Source organism: Marinospirillum celere (genome assembly GCF_900112235.1).
In the GTDB taxonomy this organism is placed as follows: Bacteria; Pseudomonadota; Gammaproteobacteria; order Pseudomonadales; family Halomonadaceae; genus Marinospirillum; species Marinospirillum celere.
Genome location: NZ_FOLH01000001.1, coordinates 451764 through 468996, shown reverse-complemented (window position 1 = coordinate 468996; position 17233 = coordinate 451764). Strand labels below are relative to the sequence as shown.

Genomic DNA, 17233 nt, shown 5'->3' with positions numbered 1-17233 from the left:
GTGACTTTTTGACGCAAATCAAGGAAACAAATCATTCAAAAAGATGCATTTAATTATGCTTTTTAGTACATAAAACTGCAAAATCAATAAAAAAACAGAATAATCAATCAATAAAAATAAAAAAATCAGTTAAATTAACCAAAAAACTACTAAATGCTTTATTAGATGCAAAACCTGACCCTATAAGCCACTGATTTTAATCAATTTTATTGTTTGACTCCTTTACAAGGGACCACTAGGCTAGGCAGCCTTACTTGACCAAAGGGTCACTTAACTAGATAGAAGCAAGAGAGGAAGCTGGTTTGTCCTTGATTTATATTCCCAAGCTTAGGAAGGCCACTCACTGGTATCATCAGCAACTGGAGTCCCTTCCCCCGCTGCAGCGAGTGACTCATCCTGAACTGACGCTGGGGCATTATCGGGATTTGCTGAAATGCTTTTTTCACATCTACCTCCATCTTGAGGAGCAGATCTACCCCTATTTCTGCCAGCTAACTCGCAACGAATTCAACTGGAATGGTTTTATGGCTTCACCACGCTTAGCCAAAGACCTGGTTCATCTGTGTCAGCCCCTTCCTGGTCGCCACCTGTGTCATGAGCACCCTATAAATATTAGTAACCTACCCCAGGCCTTGGGCTGCTGTTATGTACTGCTGGGATCAGGCTTTGGTGCTAAAAAGATCGGCCCTTTAGTTAAACAAAATCTAGGTGAGCTTACACCGATTCACTTTTACGAAGAGGGGCAGCCTTATCTGAAAAGCCTTTGGCATCAACTGGAAGACCTTATCAGTATCTATTCAGCAGAAGTTAACGATATGCAGGAAACCATCGAAGCGGCCATAGCAACCTTCCAGTTTTTCAATCAACAAATCCAACAAGCTTTCCATCCAGTCAAACAAGAGGTTAAAGATCTGTGACCCCTTCTGCAGTTGCCTACGAAATCAGCAATTGTGAAAAAGAACCCATTCACACTCCAGCTGCCATTCAACCCGATGGCCTGCTACTGGTCATCGAACCGAGAACCTTTAATATCCTTCAAGCCAGTGCTAATACCAAAGATTGGCTGGGTATAGACGCAGAACAACTTTTAGGTACTTATTTGCCGGACTTACTCGGTGAAGAACTGAACCCCTTTCTTGATCAAATCCTCTCACACCCCAGCAATTATCAACCCAATCTTTTGCCGATAGAGTTCCAGAAGAGCAAGTTTGTCTTGCGTGGTCACCATAATGCAGGTGGTATTTTAGTAGAAATGGAGCCGCTTCCCAAAGATGATCAGCTCCTGACCTATCGCCTCTTTACACAGCTGAACAACTTCTTTCATGAACTGGAATTGACCAGTGACCCCGAGCGCTTATTAAAAATGGCAGCCAAGATGCTTCGCAAGGTCACCGGCCATGAAAGTGTAATGGTCTATAAATTTGATAACGAGTGGAATGGTCAAATTATCATTGAGGACCGAGCGGATGGACAAGAAAGATTTAAAGGCCACCACTTTCCCGCCAGCGACATTCCAGCACAGGCCCGGCGACTCTATCGCATCAACCGGGTTCGGCGTATCAGCAATGCCAACTACACCCCCGTACCCCTGGTTCCAGCCACCAACCCCCTGGTTGGCGATTTGGATATGACGCTGACCCAGCTACGCAGTGTTTCTCCGATCCATCTCGAATACATGCGTAACATGGGAACCGCTTCATCTCTAACTCTGTCACTGATGCCTGATGGACACCTTTGGGGAATGATCGTTTGCCACGGCGATCAACCCAATTATGTTAGCCAACCGGTTCGCACCTTTTGCAAAATGGTGACCCAACTGGTTAGCGAAAACCTGCAACTCGCATTAAACCGTCAGTTTAATCACCAGATGACACGGCTGGGACGGGCTATAGACCAGTTCAATGCGCCCTTTCAAGCTACCTACAATCTGCACGAAGGCCTGGCTGGACTCAAAGAACTCCTTGACCCTTTTGAATCTGACGCTATTTTTTTGCGCCTGGATGGTATTGATTACCAGTTTGGCCGGGAAGTTGATGCTCAGGAAATGCAATGCCTGCGTTCAAGTGTCAGGCACCAAACTCATGCTGGCATGGCCTACGCTGAACATCTTCCTGAAAACTACCAGGGTCAAGCTCACTGGATTTGCGGCTACCTGTTTTTGCCGCTAGCCGCCTCGGGTGATGAATATATGATTTTCCTGCGTAAAGAACGCCCCCTAGAAGTGACCTGGGCAGGTAAGCCAGCCAAGGCAGTCCGAGAAGAACTAACGCCCGGAGAATTCAACCTTTCACCCCGTGAATCCTTTGAGAAGTGGACTGAAAAAGTTAGAGGTCAAAGCCTACCCTGGGAAAGGCACCACAGAGCAGCTGCCAGCCGCTTGCGCCGAGCCATCAACCTGCGTATGGCCACAGAAATGGTCAGACTGCGCCAACATGATGCCGAAATGGCCCATCTGGCTACCCACGATGCACTAACCGGATTACCCAATCGACTCCTGGTTGATGACCGCCTGGAGCAGGCTTTGGCAAAAGCGCGCCGTGAACGGGGTGCAGGTGCAGTGCTTTTTGTTGATCTGGATGGCTTCAAACCCATTAACGACCGCTACGGGCATGATGTTGGCGACAAGATTCTCTGTCTGCTTTCTCATCGGTTAAGCAGCAGTATTCGCGAGTCGGATACCTTTGCCCGTCTGGGCGGCGATGAATTTCTGTTTATCATCACCGGCTTCTCTTCAAAATCAACCACTCTCTTTGGTGCTGAAACCCTCGCCTGCAAGCTTCTTGAGTCCCTGAAAGAACCTTTTGTGGTCAACGGCCAAACATTTCAGGTCGGTGCCAGTATCGGTATTGCTATCTACCCTTTTGATGCCGATGAACCTAATGAACTCATCAAAAAAGCCGACCAAGCCATGTATGTGGTTAAAGAAACCGGGCGCAGCAACTACCACTTCTATGCTGATGGCTCTCCTTAATCCGTACGCTGCTCCCACGACTTAACTCGGCGACTGACTGTCGAGGGGTGCACCTCAAAGTGCTCAGCAACCTCTTGCAAGGTAAAGCCGCCTTGTAAATAAGCCTGGACCATGGATTCAGGAAACTCATAAGCCTGCTGATAATCTTTAAGAACAACCTTGTCAGGCTGGAGTTTTCTCTTGCCATTTGCCTTCCCATTGCCCTGCTTATCCAGGCTTTTATAAACCCGCCGCACAAAGTCCTGATCACCCAGAAATACCTGGTGCCTGACCCGCTGCCAAACATCCTCTTCAGAAGAAGCTGTAAACAGATAGGCTTTCCAAAACTCATCAGCAGGATGGCGTACCTGCGGGTGCTGATTGAGCAGATCCAAATGTAGAGGTGGCGCCAGCTTATCCGGCTTTTCACCTAAAAGCTGTGCCGTGCTGCCCCAAGGCCAGTTTTGTGGACGACTCACCCAACCTTTCAACCAGGGCTCAGCTAACACCTGTCTGACCAAGGGAACAAGAAAGTCTTTGCTATCCACCAACAGGGCCTTATAACGACCGGCAAAAAGGCTACCCTTGCGCCCATGACGGCGGTTATAGCTTTGGGTATAAAGGCCATTGAGCTGCCGCATACCCGACGACAGGCGTCCTTTAGGCAGACGCACAACCAAGTGGTAGTGGCGATCTAACTGACACCAAGCAAGACATTGCCAGCCATAGCGCTCAATAACACCCTGCAGGTGCTTCATCCAATCCAGCCTGTCCTGAGTTACCGGAAAAAGGACTTCCTCATCCGTTCTGGCGGTGAGATGGTAGAACCCACCTGGAATCTCAATACGTAAGGGTCTGGACATAATATTCTGAGCTTAGTCAATCCCAGAACACTTTGTTACATTTATTTTTTCAATCACTAATTAAGGTAACTTCCAAGCAAAACCCAGAAATCTTTGCCAGAATTAGGATTGAAGTTCTTTGATGACAAGGAGATAACCATGACCTCATCTTCCGCTTTTCAACAAACCTTAAAAGCAGGAAGCAAGAGCTACGCCTATTTCAGTCTCCCCGAAGCAGCCAAGCAATTTGGCTCAGTTGACCGACTGCCTTTCTCTTTGAAGGTGCTCCTGGAAAATCTGCTCCGCAACCTGGATGGCGACACCGTTACTGAAGAAGATATTCAGGCGCTGGTCGATTGGCAAAAAAATCAACGCAGTGATCGGGAAATTGCCTTTCGCCCGGCTCGGGTGCTGATGCAGGACTTTACCGGCGTCCCCGGTGTGGTGGACCTGGCCTCGATGCGCGCCGCCGTTAGCGAACTGGGTGATGACCCGCAAAAAATCAATCCGCTGTCACCGGTCGATCTGGTGATCGACCACTCCGTCATGGTGGATTCCTTTGCCAAGGATTCTGCCTTTAAAGACAATGTCGATCTGGAAACCCAACGCAACCAGGAACGCTATCAATTCCTGCGCTGGGGCCAACAGGCCTTTGACAACTTTCGCGTGGTCCCCCCCGGCACCGGTATCTGCCACCAGGTCAACCTGGAATATCTGGGTCAAACGGTATGGAGCCAGGAAGTTGATGGTCAAACATTAGCCTACCCGGATACCCTGGTCGGCACCGACTCCCACACCACCATGATCAATGGCTTGGGTGTGCTCGGCTGGGGTGTAGGCGGCATAGAAGCTGAAGCTGCCATGCTTGGCCAGCCGATTTCCATGCTGATTCCTGAAGTGGTGGGCTTTAAGCTCAAGGGCAAACTTAAAGAAGGCATTACCGCCACCGATCTGGTGTTGACTGTGACTCAGCAACTCAGATCCCGCGGCGTGGTCGGCAAGTTTGTCGAATTCTATGGTGAAGGTCTGGCTGATCTGCCTCTGGCCGACCGAGCCACTATTGCCAATATGGCTCCTGAATATGGGGCCACCTGTGGCTTCTTCCCGGTGGATGAACAAACCCTGGATTACCTACGCCTGACCGGTCGTGATGAAGAGGTCATTGCCCGGGTTGAGGCCTATTGCAAGGCTCAGGGCATGTGGCATACCCGTGGGGATGAGCCACTCTTCTCGGATACCCTGGAACTGGACTTGGATCAGGTGGAACCCAGCTTGGCTGGCCCCAAGCGCCCTCAAGACAGAGTCACCCTAAGCCAGGTTAAATCCACTTTCCAAGGCCTCCTGGATCTGCAGGTCGCCAAAGAACCCGAAGAAAGTGAACTGGAAAGTGAAGGTGGCGGCCATGCTGCCGTGGGCGGTGATCTGGCTGCGGGTGAAGTGGAATATCAGGACGAACAAGGCCAGACCCACCTGCTCAAGCATGGCGCAGTGGTTATAGCCGCCATCACCTCCTGTACCAACACCTCCAACCCCAGCGTGCTTATGGCTGCGGGTCTGGTCGCGAAAAAAGCTGTGGAAAAAGGCCTGGTGCGCCAGCCCTGGGTAAAAAGCTCCCTGGCTCCTGGTTCCAAGGTGGTCACCGACTACCTGGCTGCTGCAGGACTGAACACCTACCTGGATGAACTGGGCTTTCACCTGGTCGGTTATGGCTGCACCACTTGTATTGGCAACTCGGGGCCTCTGCCTGAAGCCATTGAAGAAGCCATACACAAGGGTGATTTAACCGTGGGTTCAGTGCTTTCAGGGAACCGCAACTTTGAAGGCCGTATCCATCCATCGATTAAAACCAACTGGCTGGCTTCGCCACCCCTGGTAGTTGCCTATGCCTTGGCGGGTAACCTGCAGATGGATATTACTTCCGAACCCCTAGGGCAGGATCAACAGGGCCAGCCGGTTTACCTGAAAGATATCTGGCCCTCCAATGCCGAAATTGCCAAGGCAGTTGAAGGCGTTAAAACCCAAATGTTCCGCAAAGAATACGGTGAAGTCTTTGAAGGCGATGCCTCCTGGCAAAACCTGCAGGTACCCCAGGACAAAACCTACACCTGGCCGGAATCCACCTATATTCAACATCCGCCCTTCTTCCAGGGCATGCAGCGTACACCTTCTGCCGTTGAAGATGTTAAGGGGGCCGGTGTACTGGCTCTGTTGGGCGATTCGGTCACCACCGACCATATTTCTCCCGCTGGCTCCATCAAACCTTCCAGTCCAGCAGGCCGTTATCTTCAGGATAAGGGCGTCGAGCCCAGGGACTTTAACTCCTATGGCTCACGGCGGGGTAACCATGAAGTGATGATGCGTGGCACTTTTGCCAATGTGCGGATTCGCAATGAAATGCTGGACGGTGTGGAAGGCGGTGAAACCCGCCACTACCCTTCGGGTGAACAAATGGCCATCTATGATGCCGCCATGCGCTATGCCGAAGACGGCAAACCCCTGGTCGTGATTGCCGGCAAGGAATACGGCACCGGCTCCTCCCGTGACTGGGCCGCCAAGGGCACCCGCCTGCTGGGTGTACGCGCAGTAATTGCCGAATCCTTTGAACGTATTCACCGCTCCAACCTGGTCGGCATGGGCGTACTGCCCCTGCAATTTGCGGAAGGCGTGAGCCGCAAAACCCTGCAACTGACCGGTGAGGAAAGCTTCAACATCAGCGGCCTCAACCAGCTGAAACCCCAGCAAAACGTTGAAGTCATCCTGACCCGCCCGGATGGCAGCAGTGAAAGCTTCCAGACCCTCTGCCGGATCGACACCGGCAATGAACTGGAATACTACCGCCACGGCGGCATCCTGCATTATGTCCTGCGGAAAATGATCGGCGCAGCCTGATCAAAACCTTCAACCCGGCAAGGAAGCCGGGGTTGCCACTCTGAAGCGCATGTACTAACCTTGTTATAACATCAGGAGGTCAACATGCGCACCCATCTACGCAAAATAGGAAATTCCAAAGGCGTTCTGCTCCCCAGTGCTCTTCTTGCTGAAACAGGCATTACCGATGAAATTGAAATTCGAATGGAAGCTGGCAGGTTGGTTATTGAGCCAGCCCAGAAACCCCGTGAAGGCTGGTTTGATGGCTATCGCGAAGAAGAAGATAGAGACGTTTTTGAAGACCTCACCCCGGATGAGGACACGGAGGATTGGGAATGGTAGCTTCTCAAGGAAGGGATAAAAGACAAATCCTGCGTGGTGAAGTCTACTGGGTCAATCTGGACCCAACTTTGGGAACGGAAATCAGAAAGACTCGTCCAGCGCTGGTCATCTCCCCTGATGACATGAATACTGCCTTGCCTCGCGTATTGATTGCACCTATCACCAGTAAAGGCCAACCGCTTGGCTGCCGACCCGAACTCATATTCAACAAGAAGCCTGCCCGCATTCTGCTTGACCAGCTTCGCAGCGTCGATAAGCAGCGCCTGCTGGGAAAAATGGGCGAAATCTCACCCAAACACTGGCATCAAACACTGCTGGAAATGCTGGCTTAATTCTGAAACTGCAATTCAGCCAGGTGGCGATAAAGCTCCGAGGACTGCAAGAGCTCCTGGTGGGTGCCGCTGGCCACCAGACGCCCCTGATCCATCACCAGAATACGATCCGCTGCGATCACGGTCGCCAGGCGATGAGCAATCACCAGCGACGTGCGCCCTTGCATCAAGCGATCCAGGGCTTCCTGAACCAGCTGCTCACTGGCGGCATCCAGGGCACTGGTGGCTTCATCCAGTAACAGCACCCGCGGGTTGCACAGCAAAGCACGAGCAATAGCCAAGCGTTGACGCTGACCGCCGGATAGCTGCACACCACCCGGCCCCAACCAGGTTTGCATGCCTTGTGGCAGCGCCTGGATAAACCCTAGCGCTTGAGCCTCTTCAGCCGCTTGGCGTACCTCTTCATCCGTCGCTTCGGGGCGTCCATAACGAATGTTTTCTTCAGCAGTACCGGTAAACAACACCGGCTCCTGGGCGACCAGTGCCATGCTGGAGCGCAAATCCTGGGGCTTAAGGCTTTTCAAATTCAGACCCTCCAGACAGATACGCCCGGAATCAGGATCATAAAAACGTAGCAATAACTTCAATAGGCTGGATTTGCCCGCCCCGGACGGGCCGACCAGGGCCACCCGCTCACCCGGCTCCAGCGTCACCGAAAAGTCTTCGACTGCAGGGCGCTCAGGACGAGACGGATAGGCAAAGGTCACCTGTTCAAAAGCCACCCGGCCCTCCAGGGTTGGGGGAAGCGCAATCGGCTCCCTGGGTGCCGCTATGGCAGGTTCGGCAGCCAGTAACTCCAAGAGGCGCTCCGCCGCACCCGCAGCCCTTTGCACCTCACCGGCCACCTCGGCCAAAGCGGCTACCGCGCCAGCGGCAATCAGGGCATAGAAGACAAAAGCCGTTAGTTCGCCCGGACTCATACGACCGGCCAGCACATCATGCCCGCCCTGCCAGAGAATAATCCCCACCGCAGTAAAAACCACCAGCAGAGCAAAACCCGTCAAGAGCGCCCGCTGAAAAATACGTGCCCGAGCCACGACAAAGGCTTCTTCAACCTTGCCACCATAGAGCTTTTGATCTTCGGCTTCATGGTTAAATGCCTGGAGGGTTTCGATGCCCTGCAGAGCTTCTCCGGCATAGCTGCCCAGCTCGGCAACCTGATCCTGACTGGAGCGCGACAGCTTGCGTACCCGCCGCCCAAACCAGACCACCGGCACCACAGTCAGCGGAATACCCAGCAGCACCATCAGCGTCAGCCAGGGGCTGGTAATCAGCAACAAAATCACCGCGCCGATAAACGTCAGCAGGTTACGCAGCGCCATGGAAAGCGAAGACCCAAACAAGCTTTGCAACACACTGGTATCGGCAGTCAGGCGGCTTTGGATTTCACCCGCGCCATTACGGAAAAAATATTCCGGCTCCAGTGACAGCAGATGATTAAACACCTGCAAGCGCAGATCCGCGGCCAAGCGCTCACCAATCCAGCTGACCAGATAAAAACGACAGGCCGAAGCCAGCGCCATAATCGCCACCACCCCCAGGGTGCCCATCAGCGCCCAGTTCAACCACTGGGCATTACCCGAAGCAAACCCCCGATCCACTACCAGGCGCAGCCCCTGCCCCAGCAGCAGCACCCCGCTGGCCGCGACCACCAGAGCGATGGCAGCCATCACCAAACGTAGCTTGTAGGGTTTTAAAAACTGCGCCAAACGAAAAAGAATACGAGGATGAGGACGCGAAGAAGTGGTCATAAAATCCCAGGCAAATAAGTGAATACAGAAAATAGACTGATGGGCCTAAAATACCACAGACCAACCCAGGGGAAGGTGTTAAACTGCCGTTTTTTTTGGAGTAATGGGCATGCAGGGTCTGGCACTTGCCATTGCAGCTTACATGATTTGGGGGTTCTTCCCGCTCTTCTTTCACCAGCTTAATGCTGTGCTGCCAACTGAAATCCTAGCTCACCGAGTGGTCTGGGCTCTGGTCTTCACTCTGGGCGCTCTTCTCGTCCTGGGTCAGGCCAAACGCTTCAAACAACTGCTAGTTCAGCCGCGTGCCTTGGGCTGGCTGGCCCTTTCGGGCTTGTTGATCAGCTCCAACTGGCTGGTATTTATTTGGGCTGTCGGCCAACAACGAGTGCTGGAAGCCAGCCTGGGGTATTTTATCTCCCCCCTGGTCAGCCTGCTAATGGGTTGGCTGCTGCTCAAAGAGAAACAGCACCCCCTGCAACTCGCCGCAGGCTTTTTGGCAGCTATTGCCATCGCCTGGGAACTCATCAGCCTGGGGCAACTGCCCTGGATTCCCTTGTTCCTGGCCCTGACTGTGGGTTTTTATGGTCTAGTTCGCAAGCGCCAGCCGGTGGACTCCCTTCATGGTTTGACCATCGAAACCCTCTGGATGCTGCCCTTTGCTCTGGGCTGGTTGGCCTGGATGCAGATAGCTGATTACCCAGTCGTCTTCAGCAATGACCTCAAGCTCTCCTGGCTGCTGGTTGCTTCCGGCCTGATGACCGCTTCGCCCTTGCTACTCTTTGCCGCCGCCACCCGCAGGCTCGACCTCTCTATTGTCGGCTTTATCATGTACATCAACCCCATCATGCAATTTATCACCGCTGTCTGGATACTCGGCGAAAGCTACCCACCGCAAAGGCTGGTGACCTTTATCCTCATCTGGATCGCCATGGTTTTATTTATGTGGGGCATTTGGAGGGCTAGAAAAAACAACAAGCAAGCCTTAAACTCAAGGAGTAAAGTTTAGAGAAGAGAGGTAGAGATGCAAAAATCTACAGAAGCTTCATATACCGCTTACCTGCAAGCCAAAGTTGACAAAGCACGCATGCAGGCTGCTCAAGGCAAAGCCAGCAGCCATGATGATGTAGAAGCTGAGTTTGTTGCCAAGCGGAACAAGGCCACCAAAAAAACTGCATAAGCTATGGAAATTCTATGGACGGATACTGCCAAAGAAGATCGACTGCAGATATGGAACTATCTCAGTGAAATAAACCCACAGGCAGCCGAAGACATGGATAGCCGATTTAGCCGCTCTGTAAGTGTTTTAAAACAGTTCCCTGAATCAGGTGTACCGGGACTTATAAAGGATACACGTGAGCTCTACCCCCATCCCAGTTACCGCCTTGTCTATGAAATCCACAGTGGCAAAATTTGGATTCTTGCTATAGTGCACACGGCTAAGCTATGGCCGCCGCTGATGTAAGCATCAAGATTCAGCATGACTAAGCCCCCAGAGAAGAGGCCTCAGAACAAACCGAGGCCTTTCTTATAGCCTATCAGATAAACTCAGCACCCCCCATATAGGGCTTGAGTACTTCGGGAACCTGGATGCGTCCGTCGGGTTGCTGGTAGTTTTCCATCACCGCGACCAGGCAGCGGCCCACGGCTAGGCCAGAGCCATTGAGGGTATGCAGCAGTTCGGGTTTTTTGGCATCCGGGCTACGAAAACGGGCCTGCATGCGGCGGGCCTGGAAGTCTTCACAGTTGGACACTGAAGAGATTTCCCGGTAGGTGTTCTGGCTGGGAATCCAAACTTCCAGATCATAGGTCTTGGCTGCACCAAAACCCATATCACCGGTACACAGGCTGAGTACGCGATAAGGCAACTCCAGCTTCTGCAGAATCGCCTCGGCATGGCCGGTCATTTCTTCCAGGGCTTCGTAGGATTTTTCCGGGTGAACCAGCTGCACCATCTCCACCTTTTCAAACTGGTGCTGACGAATCATCCCACGGGTATCCTTACCATAGGCACCCGCCTCTGAACGAAAGCAGGCACTCAGTGCAGTCAGTCGAATCGGCAACTCATCGGCCTTGGCGATCTGATCACGCAGAATATTGGTCAGAGGCACTTCGGCAGTGGGAATCAGATAATAATCATGGTCGGCATGCAGCTTGAACAGATCTTCGGCAAACTTGGGCAACTGACCGGTGCCATACAGGCTGTCATCGTTGACGATCAGCGGCACATTACACTCTTCATAACCATGCTCATCTACCTGGGTATTGAGCATAAACTGCGCCAGCGCCCGATGCAGACGGGCAATCCCACCGCGCATCAGGTTAAAGCGTGAACCCGTCAGCTTGGCCGCTGTTTCAAAATCCAAAAGACCGGATTTTTCACCCAGATCGACATGATCCTGAACTTCAAAATCAAACGAACGCGGCTCACCCCAACGGCGAATCTCGACATTCTGCTCTTCATCCTGACCCACAGGCACCGACTCATGCGGTAAATTGGGCAGGGTCGCCAGCAAGGCCTGATACTCCTCCTGCAACTGAGTCAGCTCAGATTTGGCTGCATCCAACTGACCACCCAGATCGGCCACCTCATCCAACAACGGCTGAATGTCTTCACCGGCAGCCTTGGCCTTGCCAATGTTTTTGGAACGGCTATTACGCTCGGCCTGAAGCTGCTCCGTCTTCACCTGCAGATCCTTGCGCTTTTCTTCCAGAGCCGCAAAGGCTGCTTTATCCAATTCAAAACCACGGGTCGCCAGACGCTCGGCCACCTGGTCCAGTTCTGTTCTCAGTAGTTTGGGGTCTAACATGTTCAATCCTGTTTGGAGATTGTAAAAATTCTGGGTATGAGTTCTGAGTCGCAAGGCACTGGTTGTCAGGACGCGTGAATACATCCCTGTAAGCTCTGGCAGAATTCACTCCCGATGAATCTCTGCACTTCCCACTTCCATGTGGGTCGACCGCAACGTCCTGTTGCGGACAGCCTGGCATACCAGCACCTTGCGCCTCTGCCCATGCAGAAAACTATAAGGCTCACGGCAAGGTTGACTGCGTCAGCGAGTCAGGACGACGGCAGCTACCGCTATCCCTGCTCTCGCTGCATTCAGGCGTCCATGCCTATCAGTGCGGCTGTCCATTCAGGATAGAATGGTCAGCCGAGAAGCAGACTGCCTTGCTAAAGTGAGCCGAGCTACTGGCTAAGTGCTAGAGCCGGCCTTGTCAGACTCTTTACTGTCGGAGTCTTTTTCACGCAGGCGATCCAGTCGTGCCGCTATTTTCCCATAAAGGGTGTTTTTCGGCCATTTTCCTGTACTGCTGAGCTTGCCCGCAGGAATACCCAGCATCAGTTGAATGGCTTCTTCAACCTGGCTGACAGCCCAAATATTGAATTGACCGGCTTCCACAGCTTCACGCACTTCTTCACGCAGCATCAGCTGAGCCGTATTCTGCTTGGGAATGATCACACCCTGATCACCGGTCAAGCCACGTGCCTGACAGACTTCAAAAAAGCCTTCGATTTTCTCATTCACACCACCGATCGGCTGAACCTCACCCAACTGGTTAATCGAACCCGTCACCGCCAGGTTCTGGGCCACCGGTACTTCGGCCATCGCCGAGAAGAGACAGATCAACTCACCCAAAGAGGCCGAGTCACCATCAACACCACCATAGGATTGTTCAAAGACGATACTGGCATCCAGTGGCAGGCTGTCCTCAGCGCCAAAAAGGCCGCACAGATAGCCCGTAAGGATCATCACGCCCTTGGAGTGCATGGAGCCGCCCATATGGACACTGCGTTCGATATCCAGCACTTCACCATGACCATAGTGAACGCGAGCAGTAATTCTTGAGGGCTGACCATGCAGGAAGTCATGGCTACCCACCACAGTCAGGCCATTGACCTGGCCAATCTTGTTACCACTGGTGGAAATCATGATGAAGTCATCACGAATGGATTCCAAAACATGCTCAGGATAGCGACCTGCACGACGACGACGGGAAGCCAGGGCCTCACGAATGTGTTCAGCTTCCACCTTAGGTAGCAGCTCCCGAGTGGCAATGTAATCGGCTTCACGCAAGAGGTGATTAAGATCAGCTGCATTCAGGGACAGCTTGTCTTGATGTTCAGCCATGCGTGCCGCTTCTTCAACAATGCGCATCACCGCACTGGGTGCAAAAGGCAGCAGAGCTTCACGGCTGGCCATGCTGGCAATCAGGCGTGCATAAAGCTTCTGGTTGGGCGAAGTACGCGGCATTTCTGTTTCAAATTCAGCCACCACTTTAAACAGCTCAACAAACTCAGAGTCCTGTTCTTGCAGGGCATGCAATAATTCATAATCACCCAAAAGGGCAACCGTACAATCCAGAGGAATGGGCTCTGGTTCCAAAGACACACTGCCCGAAAGTGATAATTGGCGCTCCAGGGTATCAATACGCAGGCTACCGGTTCTTAGCGCCAGCTTCAGCCCTTCCCAGGCATAAGGCTGACTGAGCAGGCGTTCAGCATCCAACACCAAAAAACCACCATTGGCACGATGCAAAGCACCCGGACGAATCAATGAGAAATCCGTAGCTACGGTACCCTGATAGGTCACATTCTCGACATGACCGACAATGTTATTGTGCGTTGGCAAGGCTTCTTCGATAACCGGCGCCATTTCCCGATCAGCATGGCTGACCAAAAGATTAACCTGGTAGCGGGTGGGAATGCGTTTGTCCGGTGAAACACTAGCCACGGCTTCGCTTTCATCATCTTCGTCTTCCAGGAAGATGGTGACGTTATCCTGAATATCCTGATAAAGCGCTTCCAGGTACTGCTGAATTCGGGGGTAATCAAGATACTTGTCTTTGAGAACCTGCAAGCCTTCCTGAATGGCATCGTCAGTCACCTCTTCATTCAGGCGCAGCTGCTCCTGACGACTCTCCTTTTCCAACTGGGCCAGCGCACGCAGCGACAAGCGCAGCTTCTTCTCCATGTCCTCTATTTTTTCCCTAAAATCCTTGCGCGTGGCATCATCCAACTTGGCGAACTCGCCCGCATCCATCGGCTGATCTTCTTCATCCGCAGGAACAAAAGAATAACCACCCGGTGTTTGCAGTATCAGCTTAAGACCCAGCTCACCGCCTTCCTGCGACAAGGCTTTTAAAGCAGTGCTTTGCTGGTCGGCAAAATGATCCTTGATCTTCTCAGCTCTTTCGAAAAAACCTTCATTATCAAAAGCAGCAGGGATCGCCTGCTTTAAATCCAGCAAAAGCTCCTGCAAGTCTTCTTTAAAAACTTTACCCAACCCACAAGGCAGGCGCACCGCCCAGGGTTTACGAGAATTGGCAAAATCATGCAGATACAACCAATCAGACGGGGGTTCCATCTGCTCGGCACGCTTTTCCAGAAAGCGCCGAATCATCGTCCGCTTGCCCAGACCTGCATGGCCCACCGCAAAAATGTTATAACCTTTGCGATTGACAGCCGTGCCAAACTGTAAGGCTTCTTCAGCCCGCTGCTGTCCAATAAAGGTATCCAAAGGGGGAATCTGGCGGGTATCTTCGAAATTGAAATCCTTCGCTCTGCAGGCTTTGTAGAGCTTACTTAGCGGAAGCGACTTGGGTGTTCTCATCAGTATCCTTGGCGATAAAAAGCGTAGAGATTAACAGGCCAGACACAAAAGAGCCAAATAATAGTCAAACACCCCAGTTACAGGTTAAGATTTAACCATTGCTCACCAGAATCAAGAAGACTCAATGAAGCCACTAGCCCAAAAAGCCCTTGTACTCTTTGCCACCCTATTGGTTGCAACAGCCATTCAAGCCAGCTCCATGAGCCAATCAGATCTACCCATGAGCCAGCCCAACTTCCAGGGTTTTGTTCCTGATCAACGCCGTCATATGGATGAGCGTGAAGAAGATCCCAACTTGATTCGCATGATGGTTGCTCCCAGTCTTTATGCAGTCACCAACCTCCTGCTAGATACCTATCAGGAAAAACGGCCTGAATCGCGCTTTCGCATCCATCAAGGCACACCTGACGACCTGTTAGACCTACTGGACGACAACTACGACTTTGATCTGCTGCTGGATGCTGAAATTTCTGATGGCATGGCACGAGTCAAAGATGGTTGGGCTGTACGCACACAAGTGTTGGCCGTTGGCCGGGTTGCTCTTTGGGCGCCACTGGAAACCGTACGCAGTACTCGCGTTCTCAGTTTGCGTAACGACCCCATAGGCCTGCAACACGCAAGCTCACCCTATCACCGTGCAGGCCGAGAAGTTCTTGAACGCAATGAAGTGCTTGAAGAGTACGAAAACCGCCTGACTCCCGTGCGCCTGGGTGAAAGCCTGTTTGATAAAGTCAAAAACGGTGACTTCCCAGCGGCTTTTATCGAATACCATCGACTCGTTCAAGCTGGCCTGCATGAAAGGCGGGAAGTACTGAAAATGCCCTCTAACCACCATGGTTCCATCACCCACTCAGCAACCATGATGCGACACGGACAGAGTAAAGATAACGTTCAGGAGTTTTGGGAGTTCCTATTTAGCGACCAAGCACAGCGTATCTTGAAGGATGCAGGCTTCGATTAAGCTACAGGTTGTTACCAGAGGCTACAAAAGCTTCAAGACAAACACTTGTTTGAATTGCCTGCTTAGCCTAAAGTTGCCTTAGGACATAGTAAAAGGCACCTGCAATGCATCTACAAGAACAAGCCGCTATCAATCCCAAGGAAACTCTGTCAGTTTTTCGCAACCAGCTGACTTATAATGTCCAGCAATGGACCCTGGGCGTGATGCTTCCCCTCACCTTTTGGCAGTACTATCAGGGCTATCGGTCCCTGAGTATTCTGCTGGCAGTGTTTTCTATTCTTCTAGCCCACAGCCTTTGGCAAGGTCGGCATCAGCCACTGCGCAATTACCAGGCTCAGGGATACGTTATTCTAGCCAGCTGCTGTGTTCTCTATTCGACTTGGTTGAATGCTCACCAAGGGGTTTACTGGGCTTTCCCGGTGATTGCCACCTACTTCTTCATGCTGCGTCCGGACGCCTCCAAAAAAGCAGCCTTAACCTTCATGCTGGCTTTTATTCCTCTAGTTGCTTATAAGTTTGAATTGGATGAAGCCCTGCGCGTTCTCTCATCACTCGCAATCAGTACCCTGCTCGTCAGCTACTTTGCCACGATGGTTCTCCGGCTGCATAAAGACTTGGTTCGCCTGGCAACCTGCGACCCCCTGACTGGCTGTTTAAATCGCAGCCAGTTGGAAACCCTGCTCAGCCAGGCATTGGAAGAACACAAGCAAAAAGGCACCCCTTACACTTTGCTACTCCTGGACTTGGACCACTTCAAGGAAGTCAATGACCGCCACGGTCATCATCAAGGAGATCTACTGCTACAAGGCTTTGCTGACAAGATAAGAGATAATCTCCGCCCGGAAGACCGTTTATTCAGACTCGGCGGGGAAGAATTTCTGGTGTTTTTCCATCACTGCGGTGGAGAGCAAGCCATAAAAGCCACAGAAAGGCTATTAGAGCAAATCAGAACCAGTGAATTTGCCGATGGCCTCACCGTAACCAGCAGCGCCGGTATTGCCGAGGCCCACAGCAGCTACAAGGACTGGTCCTTGTGGCTGCATCAGGCGGATGAAGTGCTTTACCAGGCTAAAACCGAAGGCAGAGACAGCTATCGGGTGGCAACCGGTCATTAAGCTGCTTGGTGCTGGCGGGGCTGAGCTACAAGCATCGCTTCAATACTCAGGTGATAATCCAAAGCCTCCCACTCAAGGCCAGTACCATCACAAATAAGTCGCCAGTCATGTAACTGAGCTTGAGTCGCTTTTTCAAGCTCAGGATACCAGCTCATAGGCGTCGAAATAATACGACCGTCCTCAAGCTCTACATGTAAGTGGCGATCATCCCAATACACACGTTTACCGACAATGCCATTCATTCCACTGCTCCAGAAACTGATTTTTATACTCAGCAAGAATTTTCAACATAGCCTTTTCTTCCTGAGGCTTCAATGATGAGTAAACGACTTGCAGGCCTGATAATTCTACCTTGGCCCAGCCGCCTCCTTTCATAATATGAACATGAGGCGGCGGGTGCTCGTTAGCATAGAAGAAAAATTTGAATCCATTCAATATCAGCAGTGTTGGCACTTGCTTC

The 17233-nt window shown here is 51.9% G+C and carries 16 protein-coding genes; 10 read left to right on the top strand and 6 right to left on the bottom strand.

Translation table 11 applies throughout. The features are described from left to right. Positions 1–302: 302 nt before the first annotated feature. Positions 303–917 (top strand): biliverdin-producing heme oxygenase, encoded by a 615-nt coding sequence (locus tag BM185_RS02270; protein WP_091958619.1) that lies wholly within the window; start codon positions 303–305, stop codon positions 915–917. Next, on the top strand, positions 914–2971 hold the full coding sequence (locus BM185_RS02265; RefSeq protein ID WP_091958617.1) for a bifunctional diguanylate cyclase/phosphodiesterase: 2058 nt from the start codon (positions 914–916) through the stop codon (positions 2969–2971). The genes BM185_RS02270 and BM185_RS02265 overlap by 4 nt, the downstream gene beginning before the upstream one ends. Here BM185_RS02265 and BM185_RS02260 read toward each other — a convergent pair. After that, positions 2968–3813, bottom strand: a complete 846-nt coding sequence (locus BM185_RS02260) for a transposase (RefSeq protein ID WP_091958614.1) — start codon at positions 3811–3813, stop codon at positions 2968–2970. The genes BM185_RS02265 and BM185_RS02260 overlap by 4 nt on opposite strands. A gap of 138 nt (positions 3814–3951) precedes the next feature. On the opposite strand from BM185_RS02260, the gene acnA reads away from it, so the two are divergent. The 3 genes from acnA to BM185_RS02245 all read left to right on the top strand — a co-directional run bounded on the left by acnA (position 3952) and on the right by BM185_RS02245 (position 7334). Continuing rightward, positions 3952–6681, top strand: a complete 2730-nt coding sequence (gene acnA / locus BM185_RS02255; RefSeq protein WP_091958611.1) for an aconitate hydratase AcnA — start codon at positions 3952–3954, stop codon at positions 6679–6681. 84 nt (positions 6682–6765) lie between these two features. Next, positions 6766–7002, top strand: coding sequence for an AbrB/MazE/SpoVT family DNA-binding domain-containing protein (locus BM185_RS02250; protein ID WP_091958608.1), 237 nt, complete (start codon positions 6766–6768; stop codon positions 7000–7002). After that, entirely contained in the window at positions 6996–7334 is a 339-nt protein-coding gene (locus BM185_RS02245) for a type II toxin-antitoxin system PemK/MazF family toxin (RefSeq protein ID WP_091958606.1), read from the top strand. The genes BM185_RS02250 and BM185_RS02245 overlap by 7 nt, the downstream gene beginning before the upstream one ends. Here BM185_RS02245 and BM185_RS02240 read toward each other — a convergent pair. Next, positions 7331–9085: an ABC transporter transmembrane domain-containing protein gene (locus BM185_RS02240; protein WP_091958603.1), complete on the bottom strand. Its 1755-nt coding sequence runs from the start codon at positions 9083–9085 to the stop codon at positions 7331–7333. The genes BM185_RS02245 and BM185_RS02240 overlap by 4 nt on opposite strands. Positions 9086–9194: 109 nt before the next feature. Here BM185_RS02240 and rarD point away from each other — a divergent pair, with 109 nt between their 5' ends. Genes rarD through BM185_RS02230 form a run of 3 tightly spaced genes read left to right on the top strand, consistent with a single transcriptional unit; the run spans position 9195 to position 10547 of the window. Continuing rightward, the gene (gene rarD / locus BM185_RS02235) at positions 9195–10091 is read left to right on the top strand and encodes an EamA family transporter RarD (protein WP_091958601.1); all 897 of its coding nucleotides are present in this window, start codon (positions 9195–9197) and stop codon (positions 10089–10091) included. Positions 10092–10106: 15 nt separating this feature from the next. Then, positions 10107–10262, top strand: a complete 156-nt coding sequence (locus BM185_RS14640; RefSeq protein ID WP_177203442.1) for a hypothetical protein — start codon at positions 10107–10109, stop codon at positions 10260–10262. A 3-nt stretch (positions 10263–10265) separates the two neighbouring features. Next, a complete protein-coding gene (locus BM185_RS02230; RefSeq protein WP_091958598.1) occupies positions 10266–10547 on the top strand; it encodes a type II toxin-antitoxin system RelE/ParE family toxin in 282 nt (93 codons plus the stop codon). A gap of 73 nt (positions 10548–10620) precedes the next feature. Here BM185_RS02230 and serS read toward each other — a convergent pair whose 3' ends face one another. Both serS and BM185_RS02220 read right to left on the bottom strand, forming a co-directional pair. Further along, a complete protein-coding gene (gene serS / locus BM185_RS02225) occupies positions 10621–11892 on the bottom strand; it encodes a serine--tRNA ligase (protein ID WP_091958595.1) in 1272 nt (423 codons plus the stop codon). A 387-nt stretch (positions 11893–12279) separates the two neighbouring features. Beyond that, positions 12280–14697 (bottom strand): ATP-binding protein, encoded by a 2418-nt coding sequence (locus BM185_RS02220; RefSeq protein WP_091958592.1) that lies wholly within the window; start codon positions 14695–14697, stop codon positions 12280–12282. Positions 14698–14821: 124 nt separating this feature from the next. Between BM185_RS02220 and BM185_RS02215 the strand changes: the two genes are divergently transcribed. After that, positions 14822–15658 (top strand): substrate-binding domain-containing protein, encoded by an 837-nt coding sequence (locus BM185_RS02215; RefSeq protein WP_091958590.1) that lies wholly within the window; start codon positions 14822–14824, stop codon positions 15656–15658. A 104-nt stretch (positions 15659–15762) separates the two neighbouring features. Next, complete coding sequence (locus tag BM185_RS02210; protein ID WP_091958587.1) at positions 15763–16773, top strand: GGDEF domain-containing protein; 1011 nt, start codon at positions 15763–15765, stop codon at positions 16771–16773. On the opposite strand, the gene BM185_RS02205 is transcribed toward BM185_RS02210, so the two are convergent. Next, the gene (locus BM185_RS02205) at positions 16770–17015 is read right to left on the bottom strand and encodes a DUF2442 domain-containing protein (protein WP_091958584.1); all 246 of its coding nucleotides are present in this window, start codon (positions 17013–17015) and stop codon (positions 16770–16772) included. The two genes, BM185_RS02210 and BM185_RS02205, sit on opposite strands and share 4 nt — an antisense overlap. Continuing rightward, on the bottom strand, positions 16996–17226 hold the full coding sequence (locus BM185_RS02200) for a DUF4160 domain-containing protein (RefSeq protein WP_091958581.1): 231 nt from the start codon (positions 17224–17226) through the stop codon (positions 16996–16998). Before BM185_RS02200 ends, BM185_RS02205 begins: the two co-directional genes overlap by 20 nt. Positions 17227–17233: the final 7 nt, after the last annotated feature.